Annotated in this window: 17 protein-coding genes; 11 read left to right on the forward strand and 6 right to left on the reverse strand. The window is 37.0% G+C overall.

Features of this window, described 5'->3' with window-relative positions:
* The first annotated feature begins 22 nt into the window (after window positions 1-22).
* From KVT27_RS12810 to KVT27_RS12835, 6 genes are read left to right on the forward strand one after another with little or no spacing between them, the layout of a single operon-like run.
* A complete protein-coding gene (locus KVT27_RS12810; RefSeq protein WP_150907033.1) occupies window positions 23-1,036 on the forward strand; it encodes an LLM class flavin-dependent oxidoreductase in 1,014 nt (337 codons plus the stop codon).
* A gap of 12 nt (window positions 1,037-1,048) precedes the next feature.
* Window positions 1,049-1,327 carry a glutaredoxin family protein gene (locus tag KVT27_RS12815; protein ID WP_217581431.1) on the forward strand — a complete coding sequence of 93 codons (279 nt, stop codon included), beginning with the start codon at window positions 1,049-1,051 and terminating at the stop codon, window positions 1,325-1,327.
* Between the two features lie 19 nt (window positions 1,328-1,346).
* Window positions 1,347-2,171, forward strand: a complete 825-nt coding sequence (locus tag KVT27_RS12820; RefSeq protein ID WP_036119480.1) for a transporter substrate-binding domain-containing protein — start codon at window positions 1,347-1,349, stop codon at window positions 2,169-2,171.
* 24 nt (window positions 2,172-2,195) lie between these two features.
* Window positions 2,196-2,900 (forward strand): amino acid ABC transporter permease, encoded by a 705-nt coding sequence (locus KVT27_RS12825; protein ID WP_036119478.1) that lies wholly within the window; start codon window positions 2,196-2,198, stop codon window positions 2,898-2,900.
* A gap of 11 nt (window positions 2,901-2,911) precedes the next feature.
* Entirely contained in the window at window positions 2,912-3,619 is a 708-nt protein-coding gene (locus tag KVT27_RS12830) for an amino acid ABC transporter permease (protein WP_036149390.1), read from the forward strand.
* 17 nt (window positions 3,620-3,636) lie between these two features.
* Window positions 3,637-4,149, forward strand: coding sequence for a GNAT family N-acetyltransferase (locus KVT27_RS12835; RefSeq protein ID WP_217581432.1), 513 nt, complete (start codon window positions 3,637-3,639; stop codon window positions 4,147-4,149).
* A 41-nt stretch (window positions 4,150-4,190) separates the two neighbouring features.
* On the opposite strand, the gene KVT27_RS12840 is transcribed toward KVT27_RS12835, so the two are convergent.
* On the reverse strand, window positions 4,191-5,570 hold the full coding sequence (locus KVT27_RS12840) for an FAD-binding oxidoreductase (RefSeq protein ID WP_036119472.1): 1,380 nt from the start codon (window positions 5,568-5,570) through the stop codon (window positions 4,191-4,193).
* A 78-nt stretch (window positions 5,571-5,648) separates the two neighbouring features.
* Window positions 5,649-5,858: a small acid-soluble spore protein SspI gene (sspI, locus tag KVT27_RS12845; protein ID WP_008179231.1), complete on the reverse strand. Its 210-nt coding sequence runs from the start codon at window positions 5,856-5,858 to the stop codon at window positions 5,649-5,651.
* A gap of 308 nt (window positions 5,859-6,166) precedes the next feature.
* Here sspI and KVT27_RS12850 point away from each other — a divergent pair, with 308 nt between their 5' ends.
* Both KVT27_RS12850 and KVT27_RS12855 read left to right on the forward strand, forming a co-directional pair.
* A complete protein-coding gene (locus KVT27_RS12850) occupies window positions 6,167-6,637 on the forward strand; it encodes a sigma-70 family RNA polymerase sigma factor (protein WP_254636153.1) in 471 nt (156 codons plus the stop codon).
* Between the two features lie 190 nt (window positions 6,638-6,827).
* Window positions 6,828-8,978, forward strand: a complete 2,151-nt coding sequence (locus KVT27_RS12855) for a bifunctional diguanylate cyclase/phosphodiesterase (RefSeq protein WP_235213941.1) — start codon at window positions 6,828-6,830, stop codon at window positions 8,976-8,978.
* 49 nt (window positions 8,979-9,027) lie between these two features.
* Here the strand turns inward: KVT27_RS12855 and KVT27_RS12860 are convergent, their stop codons facing one another.
* The 3 genes from KVT27_RS12860 to KVT27_RS12870 form a co-directional block, all read right to left on the reverse strand.
* The gene (locus tag KVT27_RS12860; RefSeq protein ID WP_008179225.1) at window positions 9,028-9,216 is read right to left on the reverse strand and encodes an H-type small acid-soluble spore protein; all 189 of its coding nucleotides are present in this window, start codon (window positions 9,214-9,216) and stop codon (window positions 9,028-9,030) included.
* A gap of 12 nt (window positions 9,217-9,228) precedes the next feature.
* Window positions 9,229-9,396, reverse strand: a complete 168-nt coding sequence (locus tag KVT27_RS12865; protein ID WP_115663427.1) for a YfhD family protein — start codon at window positions 9,394-9,396, stop codon at window positions 9,229-9,231.
* Window positions 9,397-9,513: 117 nt separating this feature from the next.
* Window positions 9,514-10,923, reverse strand: a complete 1,410-nt coding sequence (locus KVT27_RS12870) for a glycoside hydrolase family 18 protein (RefSeq protein WP_036149383.1) — start codon at window positions 10,921-10,923, stop codon at window positions 9,514-9,516.
* A gap of 162 nt (window positions 10,924-11,085) precedes the next feature.
* Here KVT27_RS12870 and KVT27_RS12875 point away from each other — a divergent pair, with 162 nt between their 5' ends.
* The 3 genes from KVT27_RS12875 to KVT27_RS12885 all read left to right on the forward strand — a co-directional run bounded on the left by KVT27_RS12875 (window position 11,086) and on the right by KVT27_RS12885 (window position 14,383).
* Window positions 11,086-12,435: an FAD-binding oxidoreductase gene (locus KVT27_RS12875; RefSeq protein ID WP_217581433.1), complete on the forward strand. Its 1,350-nt coding sequence runs from the start codon at window positions 11,086-11,088 to the stop codon at window positions 12,433-12,435.
* Window positions 12,436-12,586: 151 nt separating this feature from the next.
* On the forward strand, window positions 12,587-13,378 hold the full coding sequence (locus KVT27_RS12880; protein ID WP_036149379.1) for an alpha/beta fold hydrolase: 792 nt from the start codon (window positions 12,587-12,589) through the stop codon (window positions 13,376-13,378).
* A 27-nt stretch (window positions 13,379-13,405) separates the two neighbouring features.
* A complete protein-coding gene (locus KVT27_RS12885; RefSeq protein ID WP_036149378.1) occupies window positions 13,406-14,383 on the forward strand; it encodes a sensor domain-containing diguanylate cyclase in 978 nt (325 codons plus the stop codon).
* A gap of 7 nt (window positions 14,384-14,390) precedes the next feature.
* Here the strand turns inward: KVT27_RS12885 and KVT27_RS12890 are convergent, their stop codons facing one another.
* Window positions 14,391-14,786 (reverse strand): (deoxy)nucleoside triphosphate pyrophosphohydrolase, encoded by a 396-nt coding sequence (locus KVT27_RS12890; RefSeq protein ID WP_217581434.1) that lies wholly within the window; start codon window positions 14,784-14,786, stop codon window positions 14,391-14,393.
* Window positions 14,787-14,869: the final 83 nt, after the last annotated feature.

Genomic DNA, 14,869 nt, shown 5'->3' on the forward strand with positions numbered 1-14,869 from the left:
AGTGAAATTAAGGAGGCTGTGTATGAGTTATACATTAGGCATATTAGATCAAAGTCCAATTATTGATGGAGCTACAAATGAGCAAACCTTGCAAAAAACGGTCGCATTGGCACAGAAAGCGGAGCAGTTAGGCTACTCTCGTTTTTGGGTTTCGGAGCATCATCATACGGATGCACTGGCAGGGTCATCACCAGAAGTATTAGTGTCCTATTTACTTGCAAAAACCGCGTCTATTCGCATTGGGTCTGGTGGAGTCATGCTTCAGCATTACAGTCCATACAAAGTAGCTGAAAATTTTCATGTTCTTGCATCATTAGAGCCGGGGCGAGTTGATTTAGGCATTGGGAAGGCACCAGGTGGTTTACCGCTTTCTACAAAAGCTTTACAATATGGCACGCTCAATCAAGGAGAGGACTTTGAGGAAAGACTAACATTTTTACAGCAATTAATTGAACAAAATGTACCTACGAATCATGATCTTCATGGCGTGCAAGCAACACCCATTCCGAAAGTAAAGCCTTCTCTATTCTTACTAGGGGCAAGTCCGCAAAGTGCAGAACTTGCAGGGAGACTTGGTATTGCATTTGTCTTTGCCCGATTTATTAATAGCGACAATGAATTATTGGCACAGTCGTCTAGCATTTATCGTGAACATCATCCAAATGGTCATTTTGCTGTCTCGATTGCAGCCGTTGCAGCACCGACAAATAAAGAGGCAAAAGGCTTGATTGAAGACCAAAAAATTACAAAAGTCCATTTAGCAAGCGGTAGGACATTGACTTTACAATCAGTAGAGCTAGCAGAAAAATTTGGGCAGGAATCTGGAGAAGCATATACGGTCAAACAATATGATGCGGATATCGTTTATGGGTCGCCAGAAGAAATTAAAGATCTACTAGATCATTTTCACGTGCAATATGAAATAGATGAATTCATTTTGCACACGCCTGTACGAAAGGAATTTGAACGGCAACGCTCCTTTGAGCTTTTAAGTCCTATTCATTTAAAGCTACAGCAACAAGTAACGGTAAGCTAAGGAGGAAAATTAATGGCAGTGACAAGAGATATTATTGTTTGGTCGAAGCAGGGATGTAGCTATTGTGATGATATAAAAGCGTATTTACGTGCACAGCATATTCCTTATAAAACAGTCGATGTAACTAATAATGATACATTTAGAGACATTCTTGACTTAAAATATGGCGTTCGATATGTGCCGATTGTGGAAATTGGCTCGAGTGAAAGTGGTGTCTATAGAGCCATAACAGAAATTGGATTAGAGCATGTAAAGAATGCACTTGCCGTGGGCTTACCCTCACATATATAGAAGAAGGAGAGGGAAATATATGAAAAAAATATTGTTTTTGCTGTTACTTTTACTGATGACGCTATTAACAGCATGTGCGAGTTCGGAAAAAATGGACGGAGGTTCAAATGAACAAAAAACATCACAAGGTGGGAAAGATGTCCAAAAAATTATTGTCGGTACAGGTACACAATTTCCAAATATTTGTTTTATAGATGAAAAAGGAAACTTAACTGGCTATGATGTAGAACTAGTTCGAGCAATCGATGAAAAGCTACCTGAATATGAATTCGAATTGAAAACAATGGAATTTTCAAATTTATTACTAAGTTTAGAAACGAGAAAAATAGATTTTATTGCCCATCAAATGGAAGTTAATAGTGAACGAGAAGAAAAGTTTTTATTTAATAAAGAACCCTATAATGTTTTCCCATTAAAGGTGACAGTTAATGAAAAGAATAATGAGATTCAATCTATTGAAGATTTGAAAGGAAAGAATGTGAGTGTTTCGCCAACAAGTAACTCCGCTGTCTTTATTGAAAAATATAATAAGGACCATCATTTAGGCGCAAATATCGTTTATTCTTCAGGTTCAGTCGATGTGAATAATCAACTGGCAAGTGGCCGTATTGATGCCATTATTACGACACCCTTTGCGGTGAAATACTATAACGAAAGCAATGAGGCACAGCAAAAGGTCGTTGGGGATGCATTATTAAATTCGAAGGTTTATTTCTTATTAAATAAGGATGAAGTGAAGTTACAAGAGCGTTTAGATGAGGCCATTGTTGAGCTAAAGAAAGAGGGAGTGATTAGCGATCTAAGTAAGAAATGGTTAGGAGATGATTACACAGTAGACTTCTAACAATCAGGAAAGGAAGAAAGAAGTATGGATAATAATTTTGATTTCGTACTTATTGCGAAAGTACTTCCGACATTGCTTCAGTATTTACCAGTAACAGCTGAAATACTAGTGTTCTCCATACTTTTTGGTATGGTGCTTGGAATTATGCTAGCTATACCAAAGCTTCTAAACGTAGCGGGATTAAAGCAACTTATTACAATTTATATTTCATTTGTTCGTGGCACACCCATTTTAGTGCAGTTGTTTTTAGTATTTTATGGTGTACCAGCACTCCTCAAGCTTATTCATATTGATGTTACTCGAATGGATGCGATGTATTTTGTCATTATTACGTATACTTTGAGCAATGCGGCAGCCTTTGCTGAAATATTTCGTGCAGCCATATTAACTGTTGATCGCGGGCAAATAGAGGCAGCCTATTCTGTGGGATTAAGCAGTCCTCAGGCTTTTCTGCGAATTGTTTTCCCACAAGCAATCCGTGTTGCTTTTCCAAATATAGCGAACACAATGATTAGTTCGTTAAAAGATACATCACTCGCTTTTTCCATAGGTGTAATGGATATGGTTGGGCGTGGAGAAACTTTAATCGCGTCCACAACTCGGGCATTTGAAATATATGTGGCATTATCGATCGTTTACTTTGCGATTGTCATAATTCTTGAAAAAATATTCAAATTCAATGAACGTTATTTCAACCGCTATATGCCAAAAGAAGTTGCCACTCATTAGGGGGAAGTGCTATGACCATTGATATTGCATTTGTTTTAGTGGCTTTACGAGAAATTAGTAGAGTAATACCGCTAACTCTATTCATGACATTTACACCTGTTTTATTAGGCATTGTAATTGGAATACTTATAGCCTTTGTGCGGATAAAACAAATAAAATTTTTGACACCCTTCTTAAATTTTTATGTTTCCTTTTTCAGAGGCACACCTATTATAATGCATATCATGCTTGTTTATTTTGGATTTCCCATGCTTGTGGATGTTGTGGCCAATACTTTCCACTTATCATTTCAATCCAGCTCCATTCCAATATTATTTTTTGTCATACTTGCACTAACATTCAGTGCAGGTGCTTATGCATCAGAAATTATTCGTTCTGGTATTTTAAGTGTACCGAAAGGGCAATTGGAAGCGGCGTATGCAATAGGTTTAACGTTTACACAAGCAATGAGACGTTATATTTTACCCCAAGCATTTGGTAAGTCCATTCCTAACTTTACGAATGTCTTTATTGGTTTTTTACATGCTACATCATTAGCCTTTTTTCTGTCGATTAAAGAATTGACAGGAGTGGCGAACATTGTTGCTTCTGTGAACTTGAAGTTTTTAGAGGCTTTCATTGCGGTTGGTATCATTTATTGGGGGATATCAATTATTACAGAATGGATCTCACATCGTATTGAAAAAAGAGTAACGGCCTATAGTAAAAGTGGCCTATAGTAGAAGGGGGAAAATATATGACAATAGCGGAAATTGTTATTGAACATTTACAAGAGGAAGATTATGCAAAATATCTTGAGGTTTTAGTAGAAAGCTATGGGCAATATGAAAAGGATTATAAGGACCCGGAGAACTGGGCTTCGTATTTAAATGATATTCGAGCATCCGTTGGCAATCCAAACGCCGAAACGATACTAGTTGCAAAGCGAGGGGATGAGATTTTAGGAGGACTACAATTATTTACCGATGCGGAGAAAGCATATGGGCTGCCTGAGCTTAATATTCAATCGACCATCGTGCGTTTATTGGGGGTCCATCCAAAAGGGAGAGGGCAGGGAGTGGCCAAGAAATTATTACAGGAAAGCTTTTCCTTTGCAAGAAAGAGACAGGATCAAGCCCTATATTTGCATTCAGGAGATATTATGCAGGCTGCCATTAATCTTTATTTATCTTTAGGTTTTGTAAGAGACGAGTCGAAGGAATTTTATAAGGGAGATATATTAGTAAAGAGCTTCCGCTATGATTTATAAATAAAAACCGCTGATTATTGGAATCAGCGGTTTCTTTATGGCTATAGGGAGAAAATTTTCCCTGGATTCATGATGTTAAGGGGGTCAAGTGCTATCTTAATACTTTTCATGACAGCAAGGGAGCTACCGTGTTCAGTAGCCTGATATTTCATTTTGCCAATTCCAACACCGTGTTCTCCTGTACATGTGCCACCACGAAGTAGAGCATATTGAACGATGTGCTCGTTGAAGCGGTCGGCTTTTGCCTGCTCCTCCGCATCATCGGGATTTAACATTAACAGCGCATGGAAGTTACCGTCTCCTACATGCCCGACAATTCCTCCTGCTAGTCCAACAGTATTTAGTTGCTCCCTAGCATATAAAATAGTTTCTGCAAGCATGGAAATAGGAACACAAACATCTGTCGACATAAGCTTTTTACCAGGATGAGCATGCATATAAGCATAGGCCAATGAATGGCGTGCTTCCCAAAGCTTATTACGTCCAGCATTATCGTGCTCAAACTCAACAGATAGGCAATGAAAGTCCTCAAAAATTTCTGTAGCAAATGCTATGTCTGCATGCATACCTGCTTCATTTCCATGGAACTCTAAAAAGAGTGTCGGCTTTTCGCTAAAGGCAGTGTCATTATAAATATTGGCTTGTTGAATGGAGGCCTCATCGACCAATTCCACCCGACCAACTGATATTCCTGTTTGTAATAATGCTGTGACGGAACTGACTGCATCACCGACTGTATTAAAGACAGCCCGCCCCGCGGTCACAAATTCAGGTATTCCATATACTTTCAGTGTAAGCTCTGTAAAGCAACCAAGCGTACCTTCTGAGCCAACGAATAAACCGTTTAAATGATAGCCAGATGAGGACTTCGCTGCCAAATTTCCTGAATGGATGACAGAGCCGTCTGCCAGTACTACTTCTAAATCACGAACTTGATCGCGCATAACACCGTAGCGAACCGCAGTAGTGCCACTAGCATTAGTAGCTGCCATACCACCTAGTGTGGCATCTGCACCCGGGTCCACTGTAAATTGTAGCCCATGCTTTTTTAATTCTTTATTCAATTGTGAACGTGTGACGCCTGGCTGTACTTTTACAAGAAGGTCTTCAGGTCTAACTTCTAAAATAGCATTCATTTCAGAGAAATCGATTGAAATACCATTTGCTATGGGAATTGCATTTCCTTCAAGGCTTGAGCCAACACCGAATGGTACAACTGGAACACGTTGTGCATGCGCGACTTTTAAGATGGCACTGACATCAGCGGTGGAACGGGGAAAAACAACGATATCAGGTAAGCTCATCGGATGATGGGATTCATCCTTACCATGTAGCTGTCGTACCGTTTCGTTTGTTGACACTTGTTCTTCTAATAATACCTGTTTGAGTTGATTGACAATAAATTCTACTGCAACAGTCATTCCAATCCCTCCAAATTTTCTGATAAGTAAAACATTATCATGCATTTATTGGAAATGGAATGCATTGCTTATAAAAAATCAGTTTGCAAATGCTTTTTCTAACTTTTGAACGAATGCTTCCTGTTCAGTGGAGCTTGATTGCTTCCACCATTTTTCAAAAAATACCCCAAGTCCTGGCAGTAAATGCTCTTCTCCACGGCTAATGGCATCTTCAACAATGTCTTTAATTTCTGCTGCAGATTGACCGTGTACATTGGCTGTAATCGCATCTCTAATTTGAAAATTCATCTATTTCGCCTCCTTACTAGTAATTTGTCCAAGTATCGTTTTAATATGTACGAAATGCCAAAGAAAAAATATCAAATTTGCAAAAATAAGCCGTAATTATGATGAATACTGAGAGGGATTTGAACCATATTAAGCGATCAAATACTAAAAGTGAACATTCGATTTCGAGAAATATCCAGTTTAAGATAATGTCACCTAGGAATATTAGACTGTGCATAGTCGATAGGAAGAGACAAGTGACCATTCGTAACAATCGAAAGCTCACAACTACCCAATCATTTGAGGAAGTCTTGGAAAGCGTGCAACCGATGATTAGCTCTATTCTTACAAGTTTGAGAATTTATAAAGATTATGATTATTATCGTCAAGTGGCGGCTATTGCTGTTTGGAAGGCATGGCTAAAGGCAGATCCATCAAAAGGACAATTATCTGGTTATATTTATTCCACAATAAAAGGGGAACTATTAAATGAATTAATAAAGGAAAAAAACTATTTAGAGAAAATAGCAACAGTGGATGATGAAACCCTTGATTTTCTTTGTAATGAGTTTGAGCGGGAGGAGTATAACTATCCACAAAGTTCCAACTTTCTAGAAGGTTTGATGTGCCAGTTTAAACAGGTAGAAAGGAGCATTTTATACCTATATTATGTAGAAGATCTGAGTGATCTAGACATCGCTAATATACTAGGTTTTTCAGTAGAAGCCAGTAAAAAAAGAAGGCAAAGAATCATTAAGAAGTTAAGAAATAAGGATTTTGAAGTGAGAAAAAAGCAATAATATATCAAAAGTATGCTAATATTGTAATAAAATGAATATTAGCATACTTCACTTGAATGCATACAAATTACGATAAAAGTGTTATGATTTGTAAGTAGTCAAAGAAAAATACAATTTTACATAAATTATTCAATTGTGATAGTTAAAAATACCTAGCGATTTTTTTACATAGTAGTATGGAGGGTTTGTGTTGGGCAAATGGTTTAATCAGATCGATAAAAAAGAGGTTTGGTACATGGTATTACCATTACTGCTGGTCATACCATTATTAAGTTTTAGCAATCAAATATATGGTGTTTTTCAAGGTGAAATTTATACAAATTTAAAATTGATTATACAAGTATTAATTATTGTATTTACGATGGCAATTGCCATACAATCGTATTTAGTTTTTTCCCACTTACTATCAAATCAAACTTTATACATAGGAAATGTGTTTTTTATTTTAGCATTACTTGAATTAGTCAGTTTATTTTTTAGCCATAATCATTCCATCAGATGGGCCTTTATGGAGGATACTTTACATATATTAATACGTTTTTACTTATCACTCGGCTTTTTATTCATTATTTTATACCCTAAAAAACAATTAACAATGAAGCATCGAATCCTTAGTTATAGCGGTTCTCTACTTTTTGTTATAGCAAGTATTGTCCTAGTATATATCTCACCAAAATTATTGCCAGTGCAATGGATAGATCATATTGATAATATCGTACACCTATTTTCTATTGTTCTTCAACTGATAACAATAAACATTATTAGTAGGTTCTTTAAGAAAATGCCAAAGCGTTCCATGTGGCTCATCAGTGCAGCTATCTCGCTCATTGTAAGTGATACGTTTTTCATAATAAGCCAAGATACGCATGCGATATGGGATTTCTCCGCCCTTATCTATCAATTTTTAGCTTTTTACTTTTTCCTAAAGGCGATTTATTATACATCTGTTGAAAAACCATTTCAACAACTGTTAAAAATAAAGAAGGATCTTGAACAATCACAACGGGAGCTACAATTCCAAGCCTATCATGACGATATTACACTATTACCAAATGAGCATTTATTACTAAAAACATTAAAAGAAAAATTACATGAAAATGGACATCAAAAGGCGATCATTGCCATTGAAATTGATCGGTTTGCAGCCATTCGTTCTTCCATAGGGATCAGTCATTCTAATAAAATGATGAAGCTAGTGGCAGAACGTATACAAACAATCCTACCACCGCATTATTTTGCGACCAAACTACAAGAGGGCCAATTTGTCATTTATATTCATCATGTAAAGACAATTGAAGAGCTATTACAATTTTGTTTGAATTTAAAAAGTGCCATGAAAAAACCTTTACAGGTACAATTATTTTCATTAAATGGCAATTTAAATATGGGAATTGCCTTACAGGAGGAAAAGTGGACGGGTGAAGAGCTATTGATGCATGCCCAATTAGCCATGCGAGAGTCTAGACAAATACCGCAAAGATTTCTTTTCTATAAGCCATACATGTCTAAAGGAATAGCAGATCGTATCTTGTTAGAGCAAGATTTACATAATGCGTTAGTCAATAACGAATTTTATTTAGATTATCAACCACAGGTAAATTTAAAAAGTGGGGCGATTGAGTCAGTTGAAGCATTAGTGCGCTGGCGACATCCAAATCGAGGATTTGTGTCACCTGAAATATTTATTCCGATTGCAGAAGAATGTGGTCTCATCATTCCTCTTGGTAAATGGATATTAGAAACAGCCTGTCAGCAGGCGAAACAATGGGAAGAACAAGGGTTACCTCCAATCAAAGTGGCTGTTAATCTTTCACTTGGACAATTATTTCAACAGGATTTAGTTGAAATGGTGGGTGAAATATTACAGCGTTCGAAATTAGATGCTCATTATTTGCAATTAGAAATTACGGAAAGTATGACAATGAATATTGATCAAATGACACAGCTACTGCATGAATTAAAGGCGCTCGGTATTCAAATAGCAGTCGATGATTTTGGAACAGGATATTCATCTTTATCCTATTTAAAGGATTTTCCCATTGATTGTCTAAAAATTGACCGTACTTTTGTCAGAAATGTTCAACATAATCCAAATGATGAGGCTCTTGTGTCGATGATTATTTCGATGGCGAAGCATTTACGCTTGAAGGTTGTAGCGGAGGGCATCGAAGAGGTTGAGCAGCTGTCGTTTCTGATGGAAGGTGGATGTGATTATATTCAAGGTTATTTATTTAGTAGACCGATTTCACCTCAGCAAATTTCGGAAACCTTTCATGATTTACACAATCATGTAGATGAAGTCTTAACGCAGCTTCGATATAAAGAACAATATAGTATGTAAAGCAATGCAAAGAACCTGCTTAGGTAAAGATAAGCAGGTTCTTTCTTTTCTAGTGAACGAGATATTCTTCCTTCAGTTCAGATATATCTACTTCAGACCGTTCCTCTAAAGAGCGGCGTAGGTGAACAGTCGCTGTTTTCTCATCATGGAGTTTATCGATCCAAACAGATACACCATTATAGCTTACTTCATATTCTAACGGTGAGGCGACAATTTCACGTGCACGTTGAAAATCCAACAGAAGCCCCCCTTATTTTTTCTTCTTATTGTGCTGTTTTTGCGTTACTGTATTTATCAGCTCCATGAACTCTTGAGAAAATTCCTCGCTAACCTTATTAGGGGCGATCTTCTGGTTTTTTGGCGTTTGAGGTAATGAACCTTTATTGTTACTTTGACCTTGTTTATTGTCTCTTCCCATGTGAGTTGCTCCTTTCAAATTGGTATATCTTAATATGGCTTTGAAAGGAGCTTTTTATCATGGGAAAAAATCGGGAAATGTAGCATATCTTTATTAGTTGAGTGCACAATAAAAAAACTACGGTTTTTTTATAGAAAAATTTTCATTTAAAAGTACCCAATTTTGTGGGAATGGGAAACCTAAAGCCCAATAACTAATTCCCCGAAGATTATATTGTTTGACCATGTCAAATTTAGCTTGTGCACTTCTCGCATCTTCGAACCATACCTCATGATTTCTTCCTTGCTCATCGGCATAACGATAAAATGGGGATTGCGCTGTTTGGTCATATTGAATGGTGGCCCCATATTTAATGGCTCGATTAAGAGCCTCCTGTGGACTAAATGTCTCGGCTTCTTGGCCTTTGACATGAGGTAATAACCAATCACGGGCATAGAGCTCAAAGCCTAATAAAATTTTATCCGCAGGTATTTCTGTAAGTGCATATTCAACAACTCTTTTCATTTCATTAATAGGGGAAATGGCTTGAGGAGATCCAAAACGATATCCCCATTCATACGTCATCAAAACTACAAAATCTGCTATTCGACCATGTGCTTCGTAATCATGTGCTTCATATAACGTTCCAACTTGCGTTGCACTGGTTTTAGGTGCGAGTGCAGTTGATACGAGATAACCCTTTGGATGTAGCATATCCACTGCTAATTGGATAAATGCATTGTAATTTTCTCGATCAGCAGGTAAAACATTTTCAAAATCAATATTCAAAACTTGATAGCCCTTCTCTTGCATCACCTGTAAAACATTATTCATCACTTTGACACGTAACTCTTCATTGGACAAGACAACATGTGCCAAATTAGAGCCTTCTTCCGTTGAAGTAAAATTAGTGAGTGTTAACATAGGAATGATGTTTTTAGCCTGTGCAGCTGCTATCATTTTTTCATCATTTATAGGCTGTAATGTACCATCTTCCTTCATCTTATAAGCAAAAGGACTAAAATAAGTAAGTAGATGACCAACAGCATTAATGGAATCAATTGCTTCATCAGATGGTTGGTAAGAATAAGCATTTACTTCGATAAGTGGTAATTTTCTAGGGATGATTAATTGAGCACCAACATAAATCATATTAGGGTTGTTAATATGATTTGCAGCAATAATTGCTTGGATGGTCGTATCATAATTTTGAGCTATTTGCCATAAAGTTTCACCAGGCTGCACAATATGAACGACTGGTGGAATAATTAATTTAGTGCCAGGTGTTAACATATCAGGGTTCGTTAGATGATTGTCTGCAATGATTGCTTGTAGCGGAACACCAAATTGTTGGGCAATCGACCATAATGTATCTCCGCTTTTCACGGTATAAGTGGTATACGATGAAGGGATAACAAGTGATTGTCCGATGGCTAATTGATCTGGTGTAGCTAACGCATTTAACAGGGTAATAGATTGCACAGATATCCCATAACGATTGGCAATATGCCAAAGCGTTTCCCCAGCACTTACTACATGAATAATCATAGAACACCTCCTAAATGATAGTTCATTACTGCATCATATGATTCAAATGATGAAATGAGTATTTTATAAGAGATATGCAAAAGCTTAAACTTCAAATTCTTTCCTTAGGATACCTAGCATAGGATATGACATAAATTAGATGTGATGGGGAAGGGGTTTAAGGTGAAGAAGGCGAAACTTACAGGTAGAATCGTTACTCCTGAAGATCCGAATTATGAACAAGCGCGGACGAATAATAATTTAAATAATTCCAAATATCCGAGTATAATTGTATTTTGTCAAAGAACAAAAGATGTGGTCAATGCCATAAAATGGGCAAGGGAAAACAATGAACCTTTCAGGGTTCGCAGTGGCCGGCATAGCTATGAAAATTTTTCGTTATTAAATAAGGGTCTTGTTATTGATATAAGTGACATGAATAATATGGCTATTAATCTCCAAGACATGTCGGTCAAAATCGAGGCTGGTGCCAATTTAGGAAAGGTATACAGAGAATTATGGGAAAAAGGTGTAACGATACCTGCTGGTACAGAAAGTAGCGTTGGCATAGTTGGCTTAACCCTTGGTGGAGGGATTGGCATGCTGTCACGACTTTTTGGGCTAACTTGTGATAATCTCCTCGAAATAGAGATAGTGATTGCAAGTGGACAGGATGGTGCCAAGATGATCCAAGCAAATAGGCAACACAATAATGACCTTTTTTGGGCCAGTTGTGGTGGCGGCGGTGGCAATTTCGGTATTGTCACTTCATTAACATTCAAGCTCCATGCGATCAGTGATGTTTCGCTCTTTTCTATCACATGGGGATGGAGTGATTTTGAGCTTGCTTTTGATACATGGCAAAAATGGGCTCCATTTACTGATAGGCGTCTGACATCACAAATTGAATTAAAGACGAAGGAAGTTGGGGAGATCGTATCTCAAGGAGAATTTGTGGGTTCCACAGCGGAATTAAAAAAACTTCTTCGACCATTAAGAAAGGCAGGTTCACCAATAAATATATGGATAAAGGAAGTACCCTATATAAAGGCTGTAGAATTTTTTGATCTACCAAGTGGTAATCAACCTGCGTTCTATAAAAGATCAGGTTCTTTTATTGTGAGACCGCTTCCTTTTGAGGCCATTAAGAGAATGAAGGAATTTTTAACGCATGCCCCTAATCCAAATACGACAATTTGGCAGCAATCCTTAAGAGGAGCCGTCAGTGAAATTGCTCCAAATCACACTGCCTATTTCTACCGAAATGCAATAATGGCTCAAGAATACAATACCTCTTGGAAAAATCCAGATGAAGAAAGGCAAAGTATAAAATGGGTGGAGGACATACGGAGGACTTTATCTCCATATACCACAGGCGATTATGTCAATTTCCCAGATCGATTTATTCAAGATTGGCCAACAGCCTATTATGGTCGTAATTTTAGAAGGTTGAGAGAAGTGAAAACAAAATATGATCCATTTAATGTATTTCAATTTCCGCAAAGTATTCCGCCTATTAGCAAATGGTTATAGTCTATAAGATGAGCAGTATGCCGGGCGCATTGCTGCTCTCTTTTTATAGTGAAAGCATGTCCGATCTATAGGTGGAAATTAATCTTGATAATTACAGTACCAAAGGTCACAATAAAACTATTACATATATTTCTAAAAAGGAGTAAGTAGTATGGAAAATATTGCCGTTCGTAATCATGTGAGAGTAATTGGACAAGGAGATCAACCGATTATTTTTGGACATGGTTTTGGCTGTGATCAAAACATGTGGCGTTTTATTACGCCTGCATTTATGGACAAATATAAAATTATATTATTCGATTATGTCGGATCTGGAAGCTCAGATAAAAATGCCTATACATCAGAGAAATATCAAAATTTGCAAGGCTACGTGCAAGATTTATTGGATGTTATTGAATCTTTAAAATTACAGCAAAGTATTTTTGTAGGACATTCTATTAGTTCTATGATTGGATTACTTGCATCAATCAAACGACCTGAATACTTTAAAAAATTGATTATGATTGGACCTTCTCCGTGTTATTTGAATGATGGTGAATATATTGGTGGATTTGAGCGTAGTGATATTTCGGAATTATTAGATATGATGGAAATGAACTTTGCTGGTTGGGCAAGCTATATGGCTCCTATCGCAATGAGCAATCCTGAAAATCCAGCATTAACGGATGAGCTCCAACAAACATTTAAATCTGCAGACCCTGTCATTGCGAGAGAATTTGCCGAGGTAACATTTTTATCGGATCATCGAAATGAATTATCAAAGGTAACAGTCCCAGTTTTAATTATCCAATGCTCTGAGGACAGTATTGTGCCTATAAGTGTAGGAGATTATTTACATAAACATATTAAAGGCAGTACTTTTAGCTTAATGGAAGCGAAAGGACATTACCCTCACATTAGTCACCCAAATGAAACCATCCAGTGTATTATGGGTTTTTTGTAGGGAAGAATAATGAAAGGATTATTGTAAATGGAACAACGACTGAATGATGCGCCATGTGGTTTTCTTTCCATCACTCACGAAGGAGTAATTGCAGAGGTCAATCACACCTTATTAAATTGGATAGGCTTTGAGCAGGTAGATTTGCTGCAACAACATCTAGAGATACTTCTATCTACTGCTAATAAATTAATTTTTCACTCGTATTTTTATCCGATGATAAATTTAGAACAACAAGTAGAGGAATTGTTTATTCATCTTAAACATAAGGAAGGGATGGCTATACCATTTCTAATGAATGCTAGATTGTACAAGGAAGATACGGTAGAGCGAATTGATTGTATTTTAGTCAAAATGCAAAAGCGTATTGATTATGAACAAGAGTTACGTTCAGCTAAAAAGCTACTAGAGGCAGCCTACCAAGAAAAAGAACAGGCATTAGCCAATTTGGAGCAAATTCATGTAGAAATCGAACAACAACAGGCAAAATTATTAGCCGTGAATGCTACTTTAATTGAATTGTCGGAGACAGACAAACTTACGGGTTTGAAAAACAGAAGATTCTTCCAAGATAAACTTGAACAACAGCTCAATAGTTATTATGAATCAGCAAAGCCTTTCTCCCTATGTATTCTTGATATTGATCATTTTAAAAAAGTTAATGATACGTTTGGACATCAAGTAGGTGACGATGTTCTTGCTCAATTGGCACAGCTATTAACACAACGAGCGCGTAAAGAAGATACCGTTGCTCGTTATGGTGGTGAGGAATTTGTCATGATTTTACCAGACACTGAGATTGCCGTAGCAAAAGAGATAGGGGAGCAAATTAGAAAAACAGTTGCATTGGATCATTGGCCAGCTGGTCAGGTGACGATAAGTATTGGAATGGCAACCGCCACATTAGAAGATACTGGTACGACATTGCTAAAAAATGCGGATGATGCCTTGTATGCATCGAAAAAAAATGGTCGTAACCAAGTGACTCATTTTTTTGATATGAAGTAAATATGTGTTATGGCTCCGCTAATAATTTTTCAATGGAAGGTAAATCGGCAGGTGCAAAAGAAAGCTTAAGCAATTGCTGACGAGGAACCCATTTTGCTTCAGCATGTTCCAATATTTGTGGAGTACCTTTAACAATAGTGGCTAGATAAGTTTCTAGGTGAACAAAAAATTGTTCGTATTCATAAAGAGTTTCGGTCACTAGCTCACCAACTTGAATGAAGCAGTTGAATTCCTCAAGAATTTCTCGATAAAGTGCTTGCTGGGGAGTTTCGCCGAGTTCAATTTTACCACCAGGGAATTCCCAATAATTAGCGAGTACCATATGGTCATTTCTTAAAGCACAGAAAATTTCTTGTTGATTATTTTCAATAACGGAACCAACTACATGTATTGTTTTTTTCATCTGGATCACCTTTTTTCTTGATACTGTAAAATTATTACGAAGTATGTATCATTATTGCATGGTGGAGTTGTTAGACACTGCAT

The organism is Lysinibacillus sp. GbtcB16, assembly GCF_019091145.1.
Taxonomy (GTDB): domain Bacteria; phylum Bacillota; class Bacilli; order Bacillales_A; family Planococcaceae; genus Lysinibacillus; species Lysinibacillus fusiformis.